The organism is Achromobacter xylosoxidans (assembly GCF_014490035.1).
GTDB lineage: Bacteria > Pseudomonadota > Gammaproteobacteria > Burkholderiales > Burkholderiaceae_B > Achromobacter > Achromobacter bronchisepticus_A.
In genome coordinates this window covers 6,390,734-6,412,774 of the sequence record NZ_CP061008.1, presented here as the reverse complement: position 1 = coordinate 6,412,774, position 22,041 = coordinate 6,390,734, and the positions used below count along the sequence as shown (strand labels likewise).

General features: G+C 66.1%; 22 protein-coding genes. 10 read left to right on the top strand and 12 right to left on the bottom strand.

Annotation, left to right across the window (positions count from 1 at the left end; genetic code table 11):
• Positions 1–5: 5 nt before the first annotated feature.
• Together IAG39_RS29760 and rapZ are read right to left on the bottom strand one after the other, a co-directional pair.
• The gene (locus IAG39_RS29760; RefSeq protein ID WP_118933595.1) at positions 6–968 is read right to left on the bottom strand and encodes a septal ring lytic transglycosylase RlpA family protein; all 963 of its coding nucleotides are present in this window, start codon (positions 966–968) and stop codon (positions 6–8) included.
• Entirely contained in the window at positions 965–1,837 is an 873-nt protein-coding gene (gene rapZ / locus IAG39_RS29755) for an RNase adapter RapZ (protein ID WP_059378358.1), read from the bottom strand. Before rapZ ends, IAG39_RS29760 begins: the two co-directional genes overlap by 4 nt.
• Before the next feature lie 184 nt (positions 1,838–2,021).
• On the opposite strand from rapZ, the gene IAG39_RS29750 reads away from it, so the two are divergent.
• Complete coding sequence (locus IAG39_RS29750; protein WP_118933594.1) at positions 2,022–2,774, top strand: c-type cytochrome; 753 nt, start codon at positions 2,022–2,024, stop codon at positions 2,772–2,774.
• A gap of 12 nt (positions 2,775–2,786) precedes the next feature.
• Complete coding sequence (locus IAG39_RS29745) at positions 2,787–4,070, top strand: c-type cytochrome (protein ID WP_118933593.1); 1,284 nt, start codon at positions 2,787–2,789, stop codon at positions 4,068–4,070.
• 7 nt (positions 4,071–4,077) lie between these two features.
• Here the strand turns inward: IAG39_RS29745 and IAG39_RS29740 are convergent, their stop codons facing one another.
• From IAG39_RS29740 to IAG39_RS29700, 9 genes are all read right to left on the bottom strand, one after another.
• Positions 4,078–5,511: a PLP-dependent aminotransferase family protein gene (locus IAG39_RS29740; protein ID WP_118933592.1), complete on the bottom strand. Its 1,434-nt coding sequence runs from the start codon at positions 5,509–5,511 to the stop codon at positions 4,078–4,080.
• Positions 5,512–5,533: 22 nt separating this feature from the next.
• Positions 5,534–6,460, bottom strand: a complete 927-nt coding sequence (gene hprK / locus IAG39_RS29735; protein WP_013396727.1) for an HPr(Ser) kinase/phosphatase — start codon at positions 6,458–6,460, stop codon at positions 5,534–5,536.
• A 21-nt stretch (positions 6,461–6,481) separates the two neighbouring features.
• Positions 6,482–6,937 carry a PTS sugar transporter subunit IIA gene (locus IAG39_RS29730; RefSeq protein WP_006389881.1) on the bottom strand — a complete coding sequence of 152 codons (456 nt, stop codon included), beginning with the start codon at positions 6,935–6,937 and terminating at the stop codon, positions 6,482–6,484.
• A 362-nt stretch (positions 6,938–7,299) separates the two neighbouring features.
• A complete protein-coding gene (hpf, locus tag IAG39_RS29725; protein ID WP_013396726.1) occupies positions 7,300–7,638 on the bottom strand; it encodes a ribosome hibernation-promoting factor, HPF/YfiA family in 339 nt (112 codons plus the stop codon).
• Positions 7,639–7,860: 222 nt separating this feature from the next.
• Positions 7,861–8,655: an LPS export ABC transporter ATP-binding protein gene (gene lptB / locus IAG39_RS29720; protein ID WP_054457765.1), complete on the bottom strand. Its 795-nt coding sequence runs from the start codon at positions 8,653–8,655 to the stop codon at positions 7,861–7,863.
• A gap of 32 nt (positions 8,656–8,687) precedes the next feature.
• Positions 8,688–9,317 carry a lipopolysaccharide transport periplasmic protein LptA gene (lptA, locus tag IAG39_RS29715; RefSeq protein WP_059378291.1) on the bottom strand — a complete coding sequence of 210 codons (630 nt, stop codon included), beginning with the start codon at positions 9,315–9,317 and terminating at the stop codon, positions 8,688–8,690.
• Positions 9,314–9,946, bottom strand: coding sequence for an LPS export ABC transporter periplasmic protein LptC (lptC, locus tag IAG39_RS29710; protein WP_059378289.1), 633 nt, complete (start codon positions 9,944–9,946; stop codon positions 9,314–9,316). The genes lptA and lptC overlap by 4 nt, the downstream gene beginning before the upstream one ends.
• Before the next feature lie 37 nt (positions 9,947–9,983).
• Complete coding sequence (locus IAG39_RS29705) at positions 9,984–10,592, bottom strand: KdsC family phosphatase (RefSeq protein WP_118933591.1); 609 nt, start codon at positions 10,590–10,592, stop codon at positions 9,984–9,986.
• Complete coding sequence (locus IAG39_RS29700) at positions 10,589–11,578, bottom strand: SIS domain-containing protein (protein WP_059378285.1); 990 nt, start codon at positions 11,576–11,578, stop codon at positions 10,589–10,591. The genes IAG39_RS29705 and IAG39_RS29700 overlap by 4 nt, the downstream gene beginning before the upstream one ends.
• A 103-nt stretch (positions 11,579–11,681) precedes the next feature.
• Here IAG39_RS29700 and purT point away from each other — a divergent pair, with 103 nt between their 5' ends.
• The 8 genes from purT (at position 11,682) to IAG39_RS29660 (ending at position 20,808) form a co-directional block, all read left to right on the top strand.
• A complete protein-coding gene (gene purT / locus IAG39_RS29695) occupies positions 11,682–12,899 on the top strand; it encodes a formate-dependent phosphoribosylglycinamide formyltransferase (protein WP_118933596.1) in 1,218 nt (405 codons plus the stop codon).
• A gap of 267 nt (positions 12,900–13,166) precedes the next feature.
• A complete protein-coding gene (locus tag IAG39_RS29690; protein ID WP_059378283.1) occupies positions 13,167–13,712 on the top strand; it encodes a GbsR/MarR family transcriptional regulator in 546 nt (181 codons plus the stop codon).
• Positions 13,713–13,839: 127 nt separating this feature from the next.
• The gene (locus tag IAG39_RS29685; protein WP_059378281.1) at positions 13,840–15,414 is read left to right on the top strand and encodes a cytochrome ubiquinol oxidase subunit I; all 1,575 of its coding nucleotides are present in this window, start codon (positions 13,840–13,842) and stop codon (positions 15,412–15,414) included.
• Positions 15,415–15,427: 13 nt separating this feature from the next.
• The gene (gene cydB / locus IAG39_RS29680) at positions 15,428–16,582 is read left to right on the top strand and encodes a cytochrome d ubiquinol oxidase subunit II (RefSeq protein WP_059378278.1); all 1,155 of its coding nucleotides are present in this window, start codon (positions 15,428–15,430) and stop codon (positions 16,580–16,582) included.
• A gap of 16 nt (positions 16,583–16,598) precedes the next feature.
• Complete coding sequence (gene cydX / locus IAG39_RS29675) at positions 16,599–16,724, top strand: cytochrome bd-I oxidase subunit CydX (protein WP_043546919.1); 126 nt, start codon at positions 16,599–16,601, stop codon at positions 16,722–16,724.
• Complete coding sequence (gene cydD / locus IAG39_RS29670) at positions 16,721–18,499, top strand: thiol reductant ABC exporter subunit CydD (protein ID WP_118933590.1); 1,779 nt, start codon at positions 16,721–16,723, stop codon at positions 18,497–18,499. Before cydX ends, cydD begins: the two co-directional genes overlap by 4 nt.
• Entirely contained in the window at positions 18,496–20,199 is a 1,704-nt protein-coding gene (gene cydC, locus IAG39_RS29665; RefSeq protein WP_118933589.1) for a thiol reductant ABC exporter subunit CydC, read from the top strand. The genes cydD and cydC overlap by 4 nt, the downstream gene beginning before the upstream one ends.
• Positions 20,200–20,253: 54 nt before the next feature.
• Entirely contained in the window at positions 20,254–20,808 is a 555-nt protein-coding gene (locus IAG39_RS29660; RefSeq protein WP_054457754.1) for an adenine phosphoribosyltransferase, read from the top strand.
• A gap of 18 nt (positions 20,809–20,826) precedes the next feature.
• On the opposite strand, the gene IAG39_RS29655 is transcribed toward IAG39_RS29660, so the two are convergent.
• Positions 20,827–21,717, bottom strand: a complete 891-nt coding sequence (locus IAG39_RS29655) for a LysR family transcriptional regulator (protein WP_059378273.1) — start codon at positions 21,715–21,717, stop codon at positions 20,827–20,829.
• Positions 21,718–22,041: the final 324 nt, after the last annotated feature.

Below are 22,041 nucleotides of genomic sequence, written 5' to 3'. Positions count from 1 at the left end.
GGCGTTTACTGCGAGGCGATGCTGGGCAGGATGCCGATGCGGTCCGACACTATCGGCACGGCGTCCAAGGCGCTCTGCCGGTCGGGGTAGGGGCCGATCTTGACCCGATACAGATTGTTCGACTGTTCGACCGATGCGGGCGGCGCGCCTTCGGCGCCCAGCTGCGTGTTGATGCGGCTGACCAGCGATTGCGCATTGGCCGGCTGGCTGAACGCGCCCACCTGCAGATAGACGCTGCCGATGCCGCCCGCTGCCGGCTGGCGCACCGGCGCGGAACCCGGAGCGGGCCCCGACAGGGGTTCGGCCGCCAGCGCCACCGGCACGGCGGCGATGGGCGCGGCCACGGGCGAGGAACCCGTGGCCGATGCGGGTTCGGGTATGGCCGTGGCAGGCGCGCCCTGCGAGGCCAGCCGCCGGATCTCGTCCTGCGGGATGGCTTCCACGATCACCTGGCCGCTGCCAGGGCCGATGATGCCCAGCTTGTACGCGGCGACATAGGACAGGTCCATGATGCGGTCGCTGTGGAACGGGCCGCGGTCGTTCACCCGCACGATGATGGTCTTGCCGTTGACCATGCTGGTGACGCGGGCGTAGCTGGGCAGTGGCAGCGTGGTGTGGGCGGCCGTCATGGCGTACATGTCGTAGGACTCGCCGATGGACGTGGAATTGCCGTGGAACTTCTTGCCGTACCACGAGGCGGTGCCGCGCTTTTTATAGGGCTGGCCGCTGGTGTCCGGCACATAGCGCTGGCCGAACACCACATACGGGCGGTTCGCGCCGCTGGCATAGGGTTCGATCCTGGGCACCGCGTCGGGCACCTGGTCCAGGTTCGAGGGCGGATTCGCGTCTGGCCCGTCGTCCTTGTAATACCCGCCGCCCTTCTTGCGTCCGCCGGTGGAAGAGCAGCCAGCCACGGCAATGGCCAGCAGCAGCATCATGAACAGGCGGGTCGGGCGGGACAGGGTCATGCGGATTCGTCAGGCAGTTGGGTGCGATGGCGCACCAGCAGCGGGTCGTGGTCGGCAAAACGCAGCGCCAGCTGTTCGACCACGTACACCGAACGGTGCTGGCCGCCGGTGCAGCCGATGGCGACCGTAAGGTAATTGCGGGTGTCTTGCGTGTATTGCGGCAGCCAGCGGTTCAGGAAACCGGCGATGTCGTCGATCATCTGTCCCACCAGGTCGAAGCCCGCCAGCCAGGCGGCCACGGGTTCGTCACGGCCGGTCAGCGGCCGCAGGTCGCGGTCGTAGTAGGGGTTGGGCAGGCAGCGCACGTCGAATACCAGGTCCGCGTCGCGCGGCACGCCGCGCTTGTAGGCGAAGGACTCGAAAGTCAGCACCAGCGGCGCGCGGTCGGCCTTGATCAGGTCGCGGATCCAGACGCGCAGTTGGCCCGGCGTCAGGTCCGAGGTGTCGATGACGTGTTCCTGTTCGCGCAGCGGCGCGAGCAGTTCGCGCTCCACAGCGATGCACTCGGACAGCGTCGGGGTCTTGCCGCCGTGCTGCAGGCGGTCGGTCAGCGGGTGGCGGCGGCGCGATTCGGAATAGCGCTGCACCAGCGTTTCCGTGCTGGCGTCCAGGAAGACCACGCGCAGGCTGGTGCCCATGGCGCGCAGCGCGGTGACCACGTCGGGCAGTTCGGCCAGTTCGCCGGGGGAGCGGACGTCGATGGCGACCGCGACGCGCTCCATGCCGTCATCGCGGGCGTTGGCGATGAACTCGGTCAGGAACCGCACGGGCAGGTTGTCGACGCAGGTATAGCTTGCGTCCTCAAGCATGCGCAGGGCGACGGACTTGCCTGAGCCTGAGATGCCGGTGACGAGGACGACTTTCAACATGGACATGATTGTGGCACGCTTTTCGAGGACGATGCCGGCGGGATGACATCTGATATGGCCGTAAACTGCCAATCTGCGCCTGTACCGCTTTGGTCCCCCTGGCGTAAGCTGGGGGCCGGATACTCGACAGATTCACATACGCGCCCCGCCGTCATGCGTTTCGGGGGAATGGAATTCGACCTAGATGTTAGCCTTCATTTCCTTTCGTAGTGTTTCACTGCCGCGTTTTTGGGCAATTTCCCTATTTGGGGTGGCTGCCGCCTTCCTGGCAGCGCCCGCGCCGGCCCAGCCCGCGCCCCAGGAAATCCTGCGCCCGGACACCATGGACGCCCGCGTCGCCGCCTGTACGGCCTGTCATGGTGCGCAGGGCCGGGCCGGCAACGACGGCTACTATCCGCGCCTGGCGGGCAAGCCTCAGGAGTACCTGTACCACCAGCTGCTCAACTTCCGCGACGACCGGCGTCAGTACCGGCCTATGACGCATTTGTTGACCGGCCTGCCCGACGACTACCTGCGCGAGATCGCCGCGTATTTTTCCTCGCAGCATGTGCCGTATCCGCCGCCGACGCGCGCCGACGTCTCCGCCGCCACGCTGGAAGCCGGGCGCAAGCTGGCCCTGAACGGTGACGCCGCGCGCGGTCTGCCCGCCTGTGCCGCCTGTCACGGTGCCGCTCTGGGCGGTGTGTTGCCCGCCATTCCCGGCTTGCTTGGCCTGCCGCGCGACTACATCGGTTCGCAGATCGGCAGCTGGAAGAACGGCTTGCGCCGCGCTGCCGAGCCGGACTGCATGGCCGACATCTCCAACAAACTCACTCCCCAGGACATCGGCGCGCTGGCCGCGTGGCTGTCCTCGCAACCCGTCGTGGAACCCTACGCGCCAGAAGCCGCGGGTTCGATACGCCTGCCCGCGGAATGCGGCAGCCAGGCGCAACGGTAAGGGAGAGGCCGGATGTCGATCATGAAGAAAGTCCTGTCCGCCCTGTTGCTGCTCGCGATCGCAGCCGTGGGCGGCCTCTACTGGTTCGGTACGCGCGACGATGCCAGCACCGGTCCCGCCGCGGCCGCGGCGGATGCCGCGACGCTGGTGGAGCGCGGCCGCTACCTTGCGCTCGCTGGCAATTGCATGGCCTGCCACACCAGCCGGGGCGGCAAGACGCTGGCGGGCGGCACGCCGATCCCTACGCCGTTCGGCACGGTGTACGGCCCGAACCTCACGCCCGACGACAAAACCGGCATAGGCGCCTGGACCGCGGACGATTTCTGGCAGGCGCTGCACAACGGCAAGTCGCGCGACGGCACGCTGCTGTATCCCGCTTTCCCTTATACGGAATACACGCGCGTGACCCGCGCCGATTCCGACGCGTTGTACGCCTATCTGCGCACCGTGGCGCCCGTGGACCAGCCCAACCGGCCGCCCGAGATGGAATTCCCCTACGACCAGCGGGCGCTGCTGGCCGCCTGGCGCGCGCTGTACTTCAAACCGGGCGTGCAGGAGGCGGACGCAGGGCAATCGGTGCAGTGGAATCGCGGCCGATATCTGGTCGAAGGCCTGGGGCATTGCGCCGCCTGCCATACGCCGCGCAACACCCTGGGGGGGCTGCGTTCGGCCGACCCATTGGCCGGCGGCGTGATCCCGGTGCTGGATTGGTACGCGCCGCCGCTCACCAACGATATGGAAACCGGCATGGGCAGATGGTCCGCCGAAGACATTGCAGCCTTGCTCAAGACTGGCATTTCGAAGCATTCCAGCGCCAGCGGCCCCATGGCCGAGGTGGTGCTGGGCAGTACGCAGCATCTGACCGATGCGGACGCACTGGCCATCGGCGTCTATATCAAATCCCTGCCCGCCACGGCGGCTTCAACGGAGCGTACGCGGACCGCTGTCGCGCCAGCCGCCATGGAACTGGGCGGCAAGATCTACCGCCAGCAATGCGTGCAATGCCACCAGTCAGCGGGCGAGGGCAGCGGCACGGCATGGCCCGCGCTGGCGGGCAATCCGACCGTGACGGCGCCGTCGCCTGTCAACGCGATCCGCATGGTGCTGGACGGCGGCTATGCCCCGGCCACGGCGGCGAACCCGCGGCCTCACGGCATGCCGCCCTTCGGGCAGCTGCTCAACGACGGCGACATCGCGATGCTGGTGACGTATATCCGCAATAGCTGGGGCAACGAGGCGGGCGGCGTGACCCCGCTGGAAGTCAAGCGCGCGCGCGCCGCATCGACGTTGAACTGACGCGGAATCAGCGCGCTCGCGCGGCCTGCGCGCAGGCCGCGCGAGCCAACTCGCCGAGTACGCGGATGGCAGCCTGCGAGGCCGCGTCCCAAGGGTGCCCGTAATTCAGGCGCAGCGCGCTGCCGAACTGGCCGCTGGCCGAAAAGATCGGCCCCGGCGCCACGCTGATGCCGCGCGCGAGCGCCTGGCGATGCAGCGTCAGCGCATCCACGGCGGCCGGCAGTTCCAGCCACAGGAAGAACCCGCCTTGCGGACGCGTCACGCGCGTGCCGGCCGGGAATTCCTGGGCGATTGCCTCGGCCATGCGCTGCTGCTGTGTCTGCAGCGTTTCGCGCAGGCGGCGCAGGTGGCGGTCGTAGCCGCCTTGCTCCAGATATTCGGCGATGGCGCCCTGGGCGGGGCCGGAAGCCGATAGCGTCGACGACAGTTTCAGGCGCTGCACGCGTTGCGCGTAGCGTCCGGCCGAGGTCCAGCCGATGCGGTAGCCCGGCGCCAGGCACTTGGAAAAAGACGAGCAATGCAGCACCAGCCCCTGGGTGTCATAGGCCTTGGCGGGTACCGGCCGCACCGATCCGAAATACAGCTCGCCGTACACATCGTCTTCGATCAGCGGAATATCGTGGCGCGCAAGCAGCTGGACCAGCTGGCGCTTTTTTTCATCGGGCATCAGGCTGCCCAGCGGGTTCTGGAACTGCGTCATCAGCCAGCAGGCGCGGGGCGCATGGCGCTCGATGGCGGCCTGCATTGCGTCCAGGTCGATGCCGGTGCGCGGATGCGTCGGTATTTCCAGCGCCTTCAGCCCGTGGCGCTCGAGCGCCTGCAAGGCGCCATAGAACGTGGGAGCCTCGACCATGACCGTGTCGCCAGGCTGCGTGACTGCTTGCAGGCAGAGGTTCAGCGCTTCCAGCGCGCCGTTGGTGACGACGATGTCGCCGGCTGGCACGTTGATGCCGCCGATCAGGTAACGCAGCGCGATCTGGCGGCGCAGGCCCGGATTGCCAGGCGCCAGGTCTTCGACCGTGTCCAGCGGATCCTGGCGCTTGAGGTGCGCGGCCATGGCCTGGGCCAGCCGCGGCAGCGGGAACAGCAACGGGGAAGGAAAGGCGGAGCCCAGCGGCGTCACCTCGCGGTTGCGCACTGAGCCGAGAATATCGAAGATGCGCTCGCTGATCGCGAGCTCCGTTGAGTCGCCATCCGGAGTGGACGCGCCGGGTTCCGGTGGCAGGGATGCGGCAGGGGCGTTGACGTAGTAACCGGAGCGCGGCTGCGCCCGGATCAGGCCTTGCGCTTCCAGCAGGTAGTAGGCCTGGAACACCGTCGACGGGCTGAGGCCGCGCGCCGCGCACGCGTCCCGCACGGAGGGCAGCTTGTCGCCCGCGCGCAGCACGCCGTCGCGGATCGACTTGGCGATCTCGGCGGCCAGGTTTTCATACAGGTTCAAGCTGCCGCCGGACGACGCGCGCCTACTTGCTGCTTTGCAGGATCGCCATGGCCTGGCGTTCCATGAATTCGCCCAGCGTATCGATGCCGCGCAGCTTCAGGATGGTATTGCGCACGGCGGCCTCGACCAGCACCGCCAGATTGCGGCCCGCAGCCACTTGCAGCATGACCTTGCGCACCGGCAGGCCCAGCATGTCCTGCGTGATGTCTTGCAGCGGCAGGCGCTCGAACTTGTCTTGCGCGGTGGCGCGCACCAGGTGCACGATGAGCTTGAGGCGCATCTTGCGGCGTACGGAGGTCTCGCCGAAGATGGTGCGGATATCGAGCAGGCCCAGGCCGCGCACTTCCAGCAGGTTCTGCAGCAGCTGCGGACAGTGGCCTTCGATCATGTTGGGGGCGGTGCGCGAGAACTCCACGGCGTCGTCGGCCACCAGGCCGTGTCCGCGTGAAATCAGTTCCAGCGCCAGTTCGCTCTTGCCCAGGCCGGATTCACCGGTGATCAGCACGCCCAGTCCCAGCACGTCCAGGAACACGCCATGCACGGTGGTGGTGGGCGCCAGTTTCTTGCCCAGGTAGATGCGCAGCAGGTCGATCAGTTGCGCCGCCGCCACCGGCGTGGACAAGAGCGGCACCTGATGCTGGTCGCACTGGTCGATGAGGTCTTGCGGCGGGGTCAGGCCGTCGGCCAGCAGGATCGCGGGTACGCCGCCGATCAGCAGCTCGTCCATGTGGTGCATGCGGCGGCGCAGGTCGAAGCGGGTGTAGTACGCCAGCTCTTCCTGTCCGAACACCTGGATGCGGGACGGGTGGATCAGGTTCAAGTGGCCGACGAGGTCCGCGGCCGACATGCCGTCGTCGGGAATCGCGCGGTCCGCGGCGCCCTGGCCGGAAATCCAGTTAAAGGGGATTTTGTCGGCGTTGTCGTCGACGAGTTCCTGCACCGTGAGCATGGCTGCGCTTCCGCGTGGAGTTCAGAGTTGGCCGGTCGTGAGCATCTTATGGACGACAGCGGGATCGGGCTCTGTGGCCAGGGCCTCGCGCAAGGCCTTGTTCGACATGAGCTGCGCCAGTTCGGCCAGGATGTCCAAGTGCTGCTGCGTGGCCGTTTCCGGCACCAGCAGGCAAAGCAGCATCGACACGGGCTGCCCGTCGGGCGCATCGAAAGTGATGGGCTGGGCCAGGCGGATGAAGGCCGCCAGGGCCTGTTCCAGGCCCTTCACACGGCCATGCGGCACCGCCACGCCCTGTCCGAGCGCGGTGGAGCCCAGGCGCTCCCGGGCGAACAGGCTGTCGAAGACGAGCGCGCGCGCCAGGCCATGGTTGTTTTCAAAGAGAAGGCCGGCCTGTTCGAACGCACGTTTCTTGCTCGTTGCGAGCATATCGAGCACGACGTTGCCGGCGGGTAGGATGCGCGACAAATGATTCATCGGATCATTATATGGTTATATGACGCACTGCAATAATCGGCCTCTGAGATGCGTACTCGGCTCGGTCGCATCATGGGGCGGCAAGAGCGACAGCATAGACCGATAGCGGCGGATTGTGGGCATTCTTGCGCCCGGCGGCGAGGGTGGCCCTGGGGAAAGCGTCGGAAACGTGGAAAAACGGAATCGCCGGCGGGGCCGGGAATTGGGGGACAAGGAAGGGGGGGACTGCGGGAGGCACTACAAGGAGGGAAGTTTGCCGATGCCCCAGCCGGACGTTGCGTCTAGCGGGACACCGGGACTCAGGCAGGATTACTAGAATCGCTGTTTAGCTAGTCTCGCAGTGCGAGTGCTCATGAAGCGCGTTACTGCTGGGGTGGCGTTAGATTCGCCGCTTGCCGCTTCACGGACTCCGCCGTGTGACTTCGTACCTTGTCCTTGTGCTTGATGACCTGACGGTCGACTTTGTCAGCAAGAAGGTCTATGGCTGCATAGAGATTTTCATCGGTTGCTTCACAATGAATGTCCTTACCGCTTAGACGCATGGTGATTTCGGCTCTATGCCGCAGGGGCTCTACCGAGAGCATGACCTGGGTATCGATGACGTGATCGAAATGCCGCAGCACTCGCGCCAGTTTGTTCATGACATATTCCCGGATGGCCGGGGTGACGTCGAGGTGACGACCGCAGATGCTCAGGTTCATAGTGTGCTCTCCTTCTAAAAGAGGAAAAAAGGGTGCGCAAAAAGCGCGGCTGATTCGTTAGGCGTTCTCCTTGATTGAGCGGGTTCGTTTAGTACTAGTGTATAGACTCGGGCCGATAAAACAAGCTGACCTAGCGCAAGTTCATGGCATTTTTATGGCTGAGGCCCCAGGGTGCATGCGCCTTTGCGCAGGCGGCGCCTAGGGGTCTTCCCCAGGGCCGCATTACATGCGGAAATGCTCTCCCAGATACACCCGGCGCACGGCGGGATCGCCCACGATTTCGTCGGGGTGGCCGTCGGTCAGGACCTTGCCTTCGCTGATGATGTAGGCGCGGTCGCAGATGCCCAGGGTTTCGCGCACGTTGTGGTCGGTGATCAGCACGCCGATGCCGCGGCCCTTCAGGAAACGCACGATGCGCTGGATCTCGATCACCGCGATGGGATCCACGCCGGCGAAGGGTTCGTCCAGCAGGATGAAGCGCGGGCTGGTCGCCAGCGCGCGCGCGATTTCCACGCGGCGGCGTTCGCCGCCCGACAGGGAGATGGCTGCGTTGCTGCGGATGTGGCCGATCTGCAGTTCTTCCAGCAGCGATTCCATCTGCTCGTTGATCTTGGGCGTGGACAGTGGACGTCCATCCGGCCCCAATTGAAGTTCCAGCACGGCGCGGATGTTCTGTTCCACCGTCAGGCGGCGGAACACGGAGGCGTCCTGGGGCAGGTACGACAGGCCCATGTGCGCGCGCTTGTGGATCGGCATCGAGGTGATGACGGAGCCGTCGATCTCGATGCGGCCCGCATCCGCGGGCACCAGGCCCACGATCATGTAGAAGCTGGTGGTCTTGCCGGCGCCGTTGGGGCCGAGCAGGCCGACCACTTCGCCGCTGACCACGGACAGGGAAACGTCCTGCACCACGGTCCGGCCGTTATAGGTCTTGCGCAAGCCGGTTGCGCGCAGGCTGCCCTGCTTGACGCCCGAAGGCGCGGAGGTTACCGGAGTCGGCACTGAAGGTTGGTTCATCGTGGCTGCGAGTGGTGTTGCATGGGAGGCGTTCAACGCCCCTTCTTGGCTGCCTGCTGCTTGCGGCATTCGGCGATGGCCGCATCCGACTTGGCGCGCGGTTCAGCTACCGAACGGACCCGGCCGCCGGCCGCGGCGGAGTTGGGGCCGCCATGGGCTTCGTAGGTGCCGGTCTTCTCGTTGTAGCGTACCCGCTCGCCGCGAATGGTATCGAACGGTTTCCCACAGACGTAGCGGATCACGACCGCCTGGCCGATCAGGTCGAAGGTGCTCTTGGAGCCGTCGTATTCGGCGCGCAGGCCCGTGCCTTCGATGAGTTCGAAGGTTTCCGGGCGTTCCTGGCGGATGGTCACGATCTTGCCCTTGTTGGCGGTGGCCGTGCCGAACTGGTTGCCTTGCGCGTCTTCGTTCATTTCCAGCACGTCGGACGTCAGGGTCATGAGGCCGCGCGTCATGTTGACGTTGCCCGTGAAGACGCTCTTCTTCTTCACGTCGTCGTAGTGCAGGGTGTCCGACAGGATCAGCGTGCTGGGCTCTTCCGCCGGCGTCGCTGCCTTGGGCGCCGGATCCGCGGCATGGGCCGGGGCCAGCGCCGAGGCCGTCAGCAGGATGGCGCCGAGCAAGCGGGTCGTCGGGGCAAGGAGAATCCGGAGGTCGGTCATGGTTTTTTCTGGTCAGTGTTGTTGGCGGGAATTTCGGTCCGGCGTTGCTGCCTGCCTTCGGAACCGGCAATTTCCACATCGGTCGATGCCGAAACCTGCAGTTGGCGCGTTTTGTTGTTGTAGTGCATGCCCGTGCCGTTCATGCGCGAACGGCCCTTGATGACTTCCGCCGGCAGGTCGGTGTAGACCACGTCGTCGTCGGGCAAGATGATCAGCTGCTGGCTGCGCACGTCCAGCAGGTCGTTATTGGCGTCCGGCTGGCGGCGCACGTGGGCGTCGCCGTTCATGACGATGCGCTTGCCGCCTTGCTCCATCACCGCGGTCTTGGAGACAGCCACGGTGATGGGGTTGTCCTCGCGCTGGCCCACGGCGCGCGGCGAGGTCACGTGATAGGAATCGTCATCCGGAAAATGTTCAGCGTAGTCGCCTTCCAGCCGGTTGATGGGCTTGCCGTTCGGGTCCGTGCGCAGCATGATGAAGTCGCGCGACCAGGCGTCCATTTCGTGGGTGACGCGGCGTGGCGGATCCGTCTGGATGGCCCGCTGCGCGTAATCCGCCGCCCACCACGAGCTGGCGACCAGCACCAGCAGCAGGAACAGCGCGATCAGGGATGGAAAACGTTCTTTCATCGGGTCTGCCGCAAGGGCGTATGGGTTGTCCTGGCGATCATTGGATGGCGCCCGGGCCGAGCAGGCCTGGCGCCGCCAGGAAGGCGCCAAGGCGTCCCTGGGCCGCCAGCAGCAGGTCGCAGCATTCGCGCACGGCGCCGTTGCCGCCGGCGTGCGTGGAGACCCAGTGGGCGGCCTGGCTGACGTAGCCCGGCGCATTAGGCACGCTGGCGGCGAAGCCAGCGCGCTGCAGGGCCGGCAGGTCGATGACATCATCGCCCATGTAGCCGGTCTGGTTCAGTTGGACACCGGAGCGCTGCGCAAGTTCGGCCAGGGCGCCGCCCTTGTCCCGCACGCCCTGGATGACCTCGGCGATACCCAGCTCGGCCGCGCGGCGCGCCACGATGGGGCCGGAGCGTCCGGTCATCAGCGCAACCTTCAGGCCGCCTTCCATCAGCAGGCGCAGTCCGTGGCCGTCCAGCACGTTGAAGCGCTTTTGCAGTTCGCCGTTGTCGCCGTAATAGAGGCTGCCGTCGGTCAGCACGCCGTCCACGTCGAACACCATCAGGCGCACCGCGGCGGCGCGTTCGCGCACGCCGGCGGGGATGCGGGCCAGGACCAGCGCTTCGGCCGGATGCGTCACGGGTACAGAAAGAGTCATAGTCATACCACTTTGGCGGCCATCAGATCATGCATGTGCAGGGCGCCGAGCAGAACGCCGTCGCTGTCCAGCACGAGCATGTGGTTGAGCCGTTGTTTGTCCATTTGCTGGGCCGCCTCGACGGCCAGCGCGTCGGGAGTGATGCTGCGCGGCGAGCGCGTCATGCCGGATTCGACGGTCAGGCTGCGGATGTCGCCCTGGCGGGCAATCAGTCGGCGCAGGTCGCCGTCGGTGAAGATGCCTAGGGGGCGGCGCTGCGCGTCGGTCACGACGGTCATGCCCATGCCTTTGGCGGACATGACCTCGAGCGCCTGCGATACCGGGGTGCCGGCCATGACGATGGGCAGGGCGTCGCCCTGGCGCATGACGTCGCGCACGTGGGTCAGCAGGCGGCGGCCGAGCGCGCCGCCCGGGTGCGAGCGCGCGAAATCCTGCGGGCCGAAGCCGCGGGCCTCCAGGCAGGCGACGGCCAGGGCATCGCCCAGGGCCAGCGCGGCGGTGGTGCTGGCGGTGGGCGCCAGATTCAGCGGGCAGGCTTCCTGGGCCACGCTGGCGTCCAGGTGGACGTCGGCCAGCCGGGCCAGTTCGGACTGCGGGTTGCCGGTAATGGCGATCAGCTTGGCGCCCATGCGGCGGGCGACGGGCAGGATCGTCAGCAGTTCCTGGCCGGAGCCGGAATAGGAAATCGCGATGAGGACGTCGTCCTGGGTGATCATGCCCAGATCGCCGTGGACGGCCTCGGCGGCGTGCACGAAAAAGGCCGGCGTGCCGGTGGAGGCCAGGGTCGCCGCGATCTTGCGGGCCACGTGGCCGGTCTTGCCGATGCCGCTGACGACCACCCGGCCGCGGCAGGCCAGCAGCATCGCGACGGTCTGCGTGAAGCTGTCGTCCAGCCGGGCCGACAGGTCCATCAGGCCCTGGCATTCGATCTGCAGCGTTCTGCGCGCAGATGCCAGCGCGGTCTCGGACGATGTTGTGGGATGGTCAGTCATACGTGGATTTTAATATCAGTATGCGGGTTTGCCCCCGGAAAGGGCGTATGGCATGCTGGCGGGTCATTTCAACGGCTTTCCAACTTTTTTCCAGGCCCGCTCCATGTCCAGCATTTCCAGCCCCGTTCTTGGCACGCCCCTGTCCCCCTTGGCCACCCGCGTCATGCTGCTCGGGTCCGGCGAATTGGGCAAAGAGGTCATCATTGCCCTGCAGCGGCTGGGCGTGGAAGTCATTGCCGTGGATCGGTACGCCGACGCTCCGGGCCACCAGGTGGCGCACCGGGCGCATGTGGTCTCGATGACGGACCCGCAGGCCCTGCGCAAGGTCATCGAACAGGAACGGCCCCACGTTATTGTCCCCGAAATCGAAGCCATTGCCACCAATTTGCTGGTGGAACTGGAAGCGGCGGGCGTGGCCCGGGTGACGCCGACCGCCCGCGCGGCCCAGTTGACCATGAACCGCGAGGGCATCCGCCGGCTTGCGGCCGAGACCCTGGGACTGCCGACCTCGCCCTACCGTTTTGTCGACACCGAAGAAGAATTGCGCGCGGCCATCGACGGCGGCATCGGCTATCCCTGCGTCATCAAGCCCGTCATGTCCTCCTCGGGCAAGGGCCAGTCCGTGATCAAGAGCGGCGACGACGTCGAGTCCGCCTGGCGCTATGCCCAGGAGGGCGGCCGGGTGGGCGGCGGGCGCGCCATCGTCGAGGGCTTCATCCGCTTCGACTACGAAATCACCCTGCTGACCGTGCGCGCCCGCGGCGCCGACGGCCAGGTCGAAACCCGCTACTGCGAACCCATCGGCCACAAGCAGGTCGACGGCGACTACGTGGAAAGCTGGCAGCCGCACCCGATGTCTCCCGCCGCGCTGCAGCGTTCGCGCGACATCGCGCTGGCGGTCACTTCCAACCTGGGCGGCCTGGGCATCTTCGGCGTGGAGCTGTTCGTGGCCGGCGACCAGGTCTGGTTCTCGGAAGTCAGCCCGCGTCCGCACGACACCGGCATGGTCACCATGATCACCCAGGTCCAGAACGAATTCGAACTCCACGCCCGGGCGCTGCTGGGGCTGCCGGTGGACACCAGTCTGCGCCAGCCCGGCGCCAGCAGCGTCATCTACGGCGGCGTCGAGGCCGCCGCGGTCTCGTTCCACAACGTGGCCGAAGCGCTGGCCGAACCCGGCACCGACATCCGCCTCTTCGGCAAGCCCGAATCCTTCGTCAAGCGCCGCATGGGCGTGGGCCTGGCCGTGGCCGAGGACGTGGCGGCGGCTCGCGCCAAGGCCAAGCGGGTGTCGGCGGCGGTGTCCGTCAAGGCCGGCTAAAGCCTTTTTTCCGTTTTCCCTAGCGGCCACCAGCTCACCGGCTGGTGGCCGCTTGCGTTTGTCGGCGGCTTTAGGCAAAGGCCGGAGAAGGCCGTCTGTCACTGCCGCGACATCATGTCTTGAGATCATCCCCCTGCCGCCAGTGTGGTTTGCGCTTTCGCATGGATTGTTTGATAATTTCGGAAATTCCAGAATTTTCTGAAATCGGTGTAACTGTTCTTATCGGCCAGGACGACGCGTCCTGGTCTTGCCGGCGTAGCGCGATCCATGGCCCTGTCCCCTCAAAACGAACGATTCGTCCTGCATTTCGGCGAAATGGGCAGCCGGTGGGGCGTGAACCGCACGGTCGGCCAGATCTACGCCCTCCTGTTCCTGTCGCCCAAGCCGCTGAACGCCGATGACATCGCCGAAACCCTCGGCTTCTCGCGCTCCAACGTCAGCCTGGGGCTGAAGGAGCTGCAGTCCTGGCGGCTGGTCAAGCTCATGCATCAAGTCGGCGACCGCCGCGACTACTTCGAAACTCCCAAGGACGTCTGGGAGATCTTCCGCATCCTGATGGAAGAAAAGCGCAAGCGCGAAATCGATCCCACGCTGACCCTGCTGCGGGACACCCTGTTGGAACCCCCGTCGGGTCCGGATGAGGCGTACGCGCAACAGCGCATGAACGACATGCTGGAGCTCATCGAACTGTCTACCGGATGGTTCGATGAGGTTCAACGACTGCCGCCAGAAACCCTGCAGAACCTGATGAAGCTCGGTTCGAAAGTGCAGAAGGTGCTGGGCTTCGCCGGCAAATTGCGGGGCAAGGGCTGAACCTGATCCGCCCCGATTTTTCAGGAAACCTCTATGAAGTTGTATGCAACGCTCGTAACATGGCGCGAGAGACGGCCTGGGAACCATGCCGGTTGCCGCGGCACCTCAACTGCTTGGGAGCGACCCAATGATTGATCTCGACGTCGTAAATCTGTCGCGATTCCAGTTCGCCGCGACCGCGCTCTACCACTTCCTCTTCGTCCCGCTCACGCTAGGCCTGTCGTTCATTCTGGCCATCATGGAAAGCGTGTACGTCATGACTGGCCGCGCCATCTGGAAGCGGATGACGATGTTCTGGGGCACCCTCTTCGGCATCAACTTCGCATTGGGCGTTGCCACAGGCGTCGTGATGGAGTTCCAGTTCGGCATGAACTGGTCCTACTACAGCCATTACGTAGGCGACATCTTCGGCGCGCCGCTGGCGCTCGAAGGGCTGATGGCCTTCTTCCTGGAAGCGACCTTCGTCGGCCTGTTCTTCTTCGGCTGGAACCGCATGTCCAAGGTCAGCCACTTGATCGTGACCTGGCTGGTGGCGTTCGGCACCAACTTCTCGGCGCTGTGGATCCTGATCGCCAACGGCTGGATGCAGAATCCGGTCGGTTCGATCTTCAATCCCGACACCATGCGCATGGAGATGACCGACTTCGCCGCGGTGATCTTCAACCCGGTGGCACAGGCCAAGTTCGTGCACACGGTCAGCGCAGGCTACGTCGCGGGCGCGATGTTCGTCATGTCGATCAGCGCCTGGTACCTGCTGAAGGGCCGCCACATCGACCTGGCCAAGCGCTCGATGGCGGTCGCCGCCAGCTTCGGCCTGGCCTCGGCGTTGTCGGTCGTGGTGCTGGGGGACGAAAGCGGCTATCTCACCACCGAACACCAGAAGATGAAGATCGCGGCCATCGAGTCCATGTGGCACACCGAGCCGGCCCCTGCGTCCTTCAACCTGATCGCCATCCCCAACCAGGCCGAGCGCAAGAACGACTTCGCCATCGAGATCCCCTACGTCATGGGCATCATCGGCACGCGTTCGCTCACCACGCCGCTGCTGGGCATCGACGACCTGATACGTCGTGCCGAGAATCGCATTCGCGACGGCATGGTGGCGTATGAAGCCTTGCAGAAGATCCGCGCCAATCCCAAGGACGTGGATGCGCGCATGGTCTTTGACAAGACCTGGCCCGACCTGGGCTATGCGCTGCTGGTCAAGCGCTATCAGCCCGACATGAGCAAGGTCACCGAAGACGACATCAAGAAGGCCGCCGTCGATACCGTGCCCAACGTGGCGCCACTGTTCTGGGCGTTCCGCATCATGGTCGCGGTGGGCATGTATCTGATCCTGTTCTTCGGCGTGGCCTTCTGGCTGGCCTCGCGCGGGCGGCTGGACAGCCGGCGCGGCCTGCTCAAGGTGGCGTTGTGGAGCTTGCCGTTGCCCTGGGTGGCCATCGAAAGCGGCTGGTTCGTGGCCGAATACGGCCGCCAGCCCTGGGTGATCGAAGGCGTGCTGCCGACCTACTACGCGGCTTCCGGCCTGACCATCGTCGACCTGGCCATCAGCCTGACGATATTCCTGGTGCTGTACACGGTGTTGCTGATCATCGGCGTGAAGGTGATGCTGCACGCCGTGAGGAAGGGACCGAAATCCGATGGGCCGGCGCCCGGAGCTGCCGCCGCCGATCCTGTGCACGCTGCCGTGCGGGCCTGAAGGAGAGACAGCGATGGATACTCTTATTCCTTTCGACTACGGCACGCTGCGCGTGGTCTGGTGGGTGCTGCTGGGCGCATTGCTCATCGGCTTTGCCGTCATGGACGGCTTTGACCTGGGCGTGGCTGCGCTGCTGCCGGTGGTTGCCAAGACCGACGCCGAGCGCCGGGTGGTGATCAACGTGGTGGGACCGGTCTGGGAAGGCAACCAGGTCTGGCTCATCACCGCGGGCGGCGCCATTTTCGCCGCATGGCCCTTGCTGTACGCCGCGTCGTTCTCCGGGTTCTACCTGGCGATGATGCTGGTGCTGATCGCGCTGATCCTGCGGCCGGTCGGCTTCAAGTACCGCAGCAAGATGGAAGGCACCAGCTGGCGCAACCGCTGGGACGGCGTGCTCTGTTTCTCGGGCGTGGTGGCCTCGCTGGTGTTCGGCGTGGCCATGGGCAACATCATCCTGGGCGTGCCGTTCACGTTCGATCCGGTGACCCTGCGTCCGATCTATGAAGGCCACTTCTACCAGTTGTTCATGCCGTTCGCGCTGTTGGCCGGCGTGCTCAGCGTGGTGATGCTGGCCATGCATGGCGCCGTACTGCTGGCCTGGCGCACCGAAGATCCGATTTCGTCGCGTGCCCGCAACTGGGGCAGGCTGTGCGCCTTGCTGACCGCGGCGTTGTTCGCGGCGGGCGGGTTCTGGGTGGCGGGCGGCTTGCCTGGCCATGTGATCACCAGCGCGGTGGACATGGCCGGCCCGTCGGATCCGATGCTCAAGACCGTGGCGGTGCAGAACGGCGCCTGGATGGCCAACTACGCGAAATGGCCGCTGATGTGGATCGCGCCTGCGCTGGGCGTGGGCGGCGCCGTCCTGGTGGCGCTGCTGCTGAGCGTGCGCGCCAACGTGCTGGCGTTTCTGGCCTCGTCGGTGTCGATCGCCGGCGTGATTCTGACGGTGGGCTTTTCGCTCTTCCCGTTCATCATGCCCTCGTCGACCAAGCCGCAGGCCGGCCTGACCATTTGGGACGGTTCGTCCAGCCACTTGACGCTGTGGATCATGGTGATCGCGGTCGCCATCTTCCTGCCCATCGTGACCGTCTACACCGCCTGGGTCTACCGCGTCATGCGCGGCAAGGTCACCCATGAATCGGTCGGCGACACGCCCAACTCATACTGATAAAGGAGCCTCCACCATGTGGTATTTCTCGTGGATACTCGGTCTGGGCCTGGCGTGCGCCTTCGCCATCCTCAATGCAATGTGGTTCGAGCTGCGCGAGGGTCATACCCATGATCCGCGCGCCAGCCGCGACGACGAGTGAGCGGCGGCGCTAGCAGCCTCGAGCACGATCCCTCGGCAACCCTGAACAAACCGCCGCGCGAACAGTCGCGGTGGTTGATGGCGCTCGCCAAGACGGCCAGGCTGCCGCTGATGCTGGCGGGCGCCGCGCCCCTGGTCAGCGGCGCCCTGCTGGTGGTGCAGGCCTGGCTGCTGGCCAGCGTGCTCGATGCGGCCATCGTCAGGCAGGCGCCCCGGCAGGAGCTGCTGGGCGACATCCTGGCCATCGCGGGACTCATGCTGGTGCGCGCCTGCATCACCTGGGCGGGCGAGCGCGCAGGCGCGGACGCGGCCGAGCGTATCAAGCGCCATGTGCGACTGTCGCTTTTCCGGCGTTTGGTGCAGAAGGGGCCGTACTGGAGCCGAGGGCAGGCGTCGGGAGAACTGGCGAGTGCGGTGGTGGACCAGGTCGAGGCCCTGGACGGGTTTTTCGCCAAGTACCTGCCCGCCATGGCGGCGGCCGCCATGCTGCCGGTTGCTTTCTCGGTGGTGCTGCTGCCGATGGACGTGATTGCCGGGCTGGTCCTGCTGATCACGGCGCCGCTGATTCCCTTGTTCATGGCCTTGGTGGGCTGGGGCGCCCAAGGCGCAAGCCGCCGCCACCTGCGCGCCTTTGCGCGCTTGTCGGGCTTCTTTGCCGATCGGCTGCGCGGTCTGTCCACCCTGAAACTCTATGGCCGCGCGGAGGCCGAAGCCGAGTCCGTCGTGGCGGCCAGCGACGCGTTGCGCCAACGCACGATGTCGGTGCTGCGCATCGCCTTTCTTTCATCGGCGGTGCTGGAGTTCTTCGCGGCGCTGGGCGTGGCCGGGGTGGCGGTCTATATCGGATTGACCTACCTGGGATTCCTGGACCTGCGCTGGTCGCCGCTGACCCTGCAGGCAGGGCTGTTCTGTTTGCTCATGGCGCCGGAGGTCTATGCGCCGTTGCGCCAGTTCGCGGCGCACTATCACGACCGTGCGGCGGCGCTCGCGGCAGTTTCGCAGATCTCCCTGCTGTTCGATGGCTTGCCGCAGGCCGGCGATGCTGCAACCGGTGGCGTGCCTGGCGCAGGCAAGGCCGCCGCAGATCCCGGACACGTTCGCGAACGCCGTGCTGCGGGCGCGGCCCTTGTCATTGCGGGCTTGAACCTGGACGCGCCCGGCCGCAGCCAGGCGGTGCTGACGGATGCCAGTCTGGCGCTGGCGCCGGGCGAGCATGCCGCGCTGATGGGCCCCAGCGGCATCGGCAAGTCCTCCCTGATCGAGGCGGTCGCACGCCTGCGTCCGTTCCAGGGCGACATCAGCGTCGACGGCGTGCCCTTGCCCGATTGGGGCGAGGCGGCGCTGCGCCAGCGCGTGGCGTTGATCGGGCAGAAGCCGCAGTTGCTGACAGGCTCCATCGCCGACAACATCCGCCTGGGCCGTCCCGACGCTTCCGATGCCGAGGTGCAGGCCGCCGCGCGCCGCGCCTGCGTGCTGGAGTTCGCCGAGGCCCTGCCGCAAGGGCTGGCGACGCAACTGGGCGGCCGCGGGCACGGCCTGTCCGGGGGCCAGGCGCAGCGCGTCGCGCTGGCGCGTCTGTTCCTGCGCGATCCGGGCTTGATCCTGCTGGACGAACCCACGGCGCATCTGGACGAAGCCACGCAGGCGCGCGTGCTGGACGAGATCCTGGCTTTCTCCGCCGGCCGCACCTTGCTGCTGGCGACGCACGCGCCCGCGGTGGCGGCCCGGCTGGGTCGGACGCTGCGAGTGGTTGGCGGAAAAGTGGAAGACGCATGAAGAACCTGTTGTTGCTCCTGCCGCTGTATGCGCGCCGTAAAAGCGGGCTTTTGCTCGCATTGTTCTGCGCACTGGCGACCGTGGCCGCCGGCGTGGGCCTGCTGGGCGTGTCGGGCTGGTTCCTGACCGGCGCGGCGCTGGCGGGGGCGGGCGGCGCGTTCAATCTGTTTGCGCCATCGGCGCTGGTGCGCGGCCTGTCGTTCCTGCGCATCGTGGCGCGTTACGCCGACCGCGTGGTGGGCCATTCCGCCACGCTGCGCCTGCTGGCTGACCTGCGCGCGAAGGTGTTCTCGGCGTTGATCCGCCTAACGCCGCGGCAATTGGCGCGCTATCGCGACGGCGATCTGGTTGCACGCATGACGGGCGACGTAGATGCGCTCGATACGGTTTTCCTGTTTGTGGTGGCGCCCTTGGTTACCGCCATCCTGGCGGGTGCGGTGTTGACCGCGGTGTTGGGATCGTGGGTGCCCGCGGCCGCGCTGGCGCTGGCCCTGGCCTTGCTGGTCGCATGCGTGCTGGTGCCCTTGTGGCTGCTGCGCGCCGCGCGCAAGCCCGGCGCGGCGGCCCAGGAGAGCGCGGCGGGACTGCGCGCGGCGACGCTGGACGCGGTGGAAGGGCATGCCGACATGGTGGCCCTGCACGCGCAGGCGCAGACAGCCGCGCATTTCGAGCGTCTATGCGAAGCCAGCGCGTTCGCCCGCCGTAGCCAGGCGCGGGTGGCGGCGCGGGGACAGTTCTTCCTGCAGGCCGCCGCCGGCGCATCGGTGCTGGCTTTGCTCTGGTTCGGCCTGGACACGCTGGAGGGAGGGCGCATCGAAGGCCCCACGCTGGCCGGGTTGTTGCTGGCGGTCATCGGAATTTTCGAAGTGGCTGGCCCGATCATGCGGGGCGCATCGCGCATGGGCTCGGCCATTTCGGCGGCGGGACGCATCCGGGAAGTCACGCAAAGCGAGCCGGACATGCAGGATCCGGCAGCGCCCAGCGTCTTGCCCGACAGCGGCGTGCTGGAGCTGGACGGCGTGCGCTTTGCCTATTCCGCCCGAGGAGCGTCCGCGAGCCCGCCCGTGCTCGACGGCGTCAGCCTGCGTGTGGCGCCCGGCGAGCGGATCGCCATCGTGGGGCCCAGCGGCGCGGGCAAGTCGACCCTGCTGCACCTGCTCCTGCGACTGGAGGATCCGCAGGCGGGGCAGGTGCGTTTCGGCGGCTGCGATGCGCGCGCCTGTACACAGGCGGATTGGCACCGGCGCATCGCGCTGCTGTCGCAGGATGCTCCGGTATTCCTGGGAACCCTGCGCACCAACCTGCTGATCGGCGATCCCAAGGCGGACGACGCCGCCCTGTGGCGCGCGCTGGACGCCGCGAGGCTGGGCGACTTCGTGCGCGGCCTGCCGGATGGCCTGGACACCTGGGCGGGGGAGACGGGTTCGCAGCTGTCGGCCGGGCAGGCGCGTCGCTTGTGCCTGGCGCGTGCGCTGTTGTCGCCGGCCGCGGTCATTGTGCTGGACGAGCCGACGGCTGGTCTGGACGCCGAGGCCGAAGCGGCATTCTTCAGCGATCTGGCGGGCGCCGTGCAGGGACGCGCCGTGGTGCTGGCCACCCACGCGGCGTTGCCCGCAGGGGCGGTCGATCGCCGCTACGCGCTGCAGGACGGCCGGCTACAGCAATGTGAATTGTCATCGGGGGCGGCAACCCTGGCTTAAGCGCGGTTGCGAGGTTATAGTTCGCCTTGCTTCAATTCTTCAGGGCCGTCTTCCATGCAGACCGACAACGCCGAGTACATCCGGCGCACCATCCGCAGCGTTCCAGACTGGCCCCAACCCGGTGTCATTTTTCGCGACATCACGCCCGTGCTGCAGGACCCGCGCGCGTTCCGGGTGCTTATTGATCTCTTCGTCTATCGCTACATGCGCCAGCGCCTGGACCTGGTGGCTGGCGTGGATGCGCGCGGCTTCATCGTGGGCAGCGTGCTGGCCTACGAACTCAATCTGGGCTTCGTGCCGGTGCGCAAGAAGGGCAAGCTGCCGTTCCGCACCGTGGCCGAGGAGTACTCGCTGGAGTATGGCAACGCGTCGGTCGAAATGCACACGGACTCCGTGCGCACCGGCCAGCGCGTCCTGCTGGTGGACGACCTGATTGCCACCGGCGGCACCATGCTGGCCGCCATCAAGCTGCTGCAGCGCCTTGGCGCCAATGTGGTCGAGGCGGCCGCCATCATCGACCTGCCCGACCTGGGCGGCTCCGCCAAGGTCGCCGCCACCGGCACGCCGCTCTACACCGTCTGTCAGTACAGCGCCGATACGCCTGCGTAACCCATCAACAGTCGCCGCTCAAACGTCCGACAACCTCGGTTGGATGAAGTCCAGGAAGGCTTTGGTCTTTGCCGGCAGCATGCGCGATGGCAGCAGCGCGAAGAGCGGCAGAGGCGTCAGGCTCCATTCCGGCAGCACCCGCACCAGGCCCGCTTGCTTGATGGCGCGTTCCATCGCGTCAAAGACCAGCAGCGGCGTGATGCCCAGGCCTTGTCCCGCCAGCCGTCCGAGCATGCCGACGTTGTTGGCCGACAGGCGGCCCGACACCTGCACGCGTTCCACCTTGTCGCCCGAATGCAGCATCCAGAAGGATGACTCCTCGCGCATGGTGGGGCGCAGGCATTCGTGATGGCTGAGATCCGCGGGCACCCGCGGCTCGCCGTGGCGGGCCAGGTACTCGGGCGAGGCATATAGCTGATGGGCCATCAGCACGATCTTGCGCGAGATCAGGCTGGAGTCCGGCTGCTGGCCAAAGCGCAGGATCAGGTCGAACGGATTGCTGATGGGATCGATCGGACGCATGCTCAGATCGAAGTCGCATTCGATATCCGGATGCTGCTCACGGAATTCGCTGATGACGGCGGGCAGGAACAGTTGCGCCAGGCTGGTAGGCAGCGAGATGCGCAGGCGTCCCTTGGGCTGCACCGCCATGTCCAGCAACTGATCGTGAGCAATGCGCGCTTCTTCCACGATATGGCGGCAGCGTTCGAAATAGATGGCGCCGGCCTCGGTCAGGTCGATCTTGCGCGTACTGCGGTTGAGCAGCCGCATGCCGATGCTGCGCTCCAGTTCACTGACGCGGCGCGAGAGCGTGGAGGTCGGAATATTCAAGGCTTCGGCTGCGTGGCTGAAGTTCTTGCGCTTGGCGACTTCGACAAACAGAGCGATGTCGTTAAGCTGGATATCCATGGGGGCCCTCGAGATTCAATTCCATTGCTGGTGGATTCGTATGATAAATGGAATCATTGTCCCGCCAGTAGAAATGTCTATTTCCCCACGCTGAACGGCGTATCCACCCGATCAGCTGCACATCTTCCCTTACCTAGCTTGCTTGCGGCTGAATGCCGGCAAGGCCTGCCGGTGCTGGATGGTACTCGGAAGTGTGCAGAAAATGCGCAGATTCTGGCGATCACTTCCCGTAATTGTCCCATCTGTGCAAATATGTTCCCCAAAATAAGGGTTTTTACTAGGCCGCAATCGCCAGATACTTCGTCCCAGCAATCAAATTGTCAT

Excerpts from the sequence above, each read along its gene's own strand:
- cydB (WP_059378278.1), top strand. The coding sequence starts at position 15,428 with ATGGATACTCTTATTCCTTTCGACTACGGCACGCTGCGCGTGGTCTGG.
- rapZ (WP_059378358.1), bottom strand. The coding sequence starts at position 1,837 with ATGTTGAAAGTCGTCCTCGTCACCGGCATCTCAGGCTCAGGCAAGTCC.
- IAG39_RS29705 (WP_118933591.1), bottom strand. The coding sequence starts at position 10,592 with ATGACTATGACTCTTTCTGTACCCGTGACGCATCCGGCCGAAGCGCTG.
- hprK (WP_013396727.1), bottom strand. The coding sequence starts at position 6,460 with ATGCTCACGGTGCAGGAACTCGTCGACGACAACGCCGACAAAATCCCC.
- IAG39_RS29700 (WP_059378285.1), bottom strand. The coding sequence starts at position 11,578 with ATGACTGACCATCCCACAACATCGTCCGAGACCGCGCTGGCATCTGCG.
- IAG39_RS29655 (WP_059378273.1), bottom strand. The coding sequence starts at position 21,717 with ATGGATATCCAGCTTAACGACATCGCTCTGTTTGTCGAAGTCGCCAAG.
- purT (WP_118933596.1), top strand. The coding sequence starts at position 11,682 with ATGTCCAGCATTTCCAGCCCCGTTCTTGGCACGCCCCTGTCCCCCTTG.
- IAG39_RS29685 (WP_059378281.1), top strand. The coding sequence starts at position 13,840 with ATGATTGATCTCGACGTCGTAAATCTGTCGCGATTCCAGTTCGCCGCG.
- IAG39_RS29750 (WP_118933594.1), top strand. The coding sequence starts at position 2,022 with ATGTTAGCCTTCATTTCCTTTCGTAGTGTTTCACTGCCGCGTTTTTGG.
- IAG39_RS29660 (WP_054457754.1), top strand. The coding sequence starts at position 20,254 with ATGCAGACCGACAACGCCGAGTACATCCGGCGCACCATCCGCAGCGTT.
- lptB (WP_054457765.1), bottom strand. The coding sequence starts at position 8,655 with ATGAACCAACCTTCAGTGCCGACTCCGGTAACCTCCGCGCCTTCGGGC.
- lptA (WP_059378291.1), bottom strand. The coding sequence starts at position 9,317 with ATGACCGACCTCCGGATTCTCCTTGCCCCGACGACCCGCTTGCTCGGC.
- hpf (WP_013396726.1), bottom strand. The coding sequence starts at position 7,638 with ATGAACCTGAGCATCTGCGGTCGTCACCTCGACGTCACCCCGGCCATC.
- lptC (WP_059378289.1), bottom strand. The coding sequence starts at position 9,946 with ATGAAAGAACGTTTTCCATCCCTGATCGCGCTGTTCCTGCTGCTGGTG.
- IAG39_RS29730 (WP_006389881.1), bottom strand. The coding sequence starts at position 6,937 with ATGAATCATTTGTCGCGCATCCTACCCGCCGGCAACGTCGTGCTCGAT.
- IAG39_RS29745 (WP_118933593.1), top strand. The coding sequence starts at position 2,787 with ATGTCGATCATGAAGAAAGTCCTGTCCGCCCTGTTGCTGCTCGCGATC.
- cydC (WP_118933589.1), top strand. The coding sequence starts at position 18,496 with ATGAAGAACCTGTTGTTGCTCCTGCCGCTGTATGCGCGCCGTAAAAGC.
- IAG39_RS29760 (WP_118933595.1), bottom strand. The coding sequence starts at position 968 with ATGACCCTGTCCCGCCCGACCCGCCTGTTCATGATGCTGCTGCTGGCC.
- cydX (WP_043546919.1), top strand. The coding sequence starts at position 16,599 with ATGTGGTATTTCTCGTGGATACTCGGTCTGGGCCTGGCGTGCGCCTTC.
- IAG39_RS29690 (WP_059378283.1), top strand. The coding sequence starts at position 13,167 with ATGGCCCTGTCCCCTCAAAACGAACGATTCGTCCTGCATTTCGGCGAA.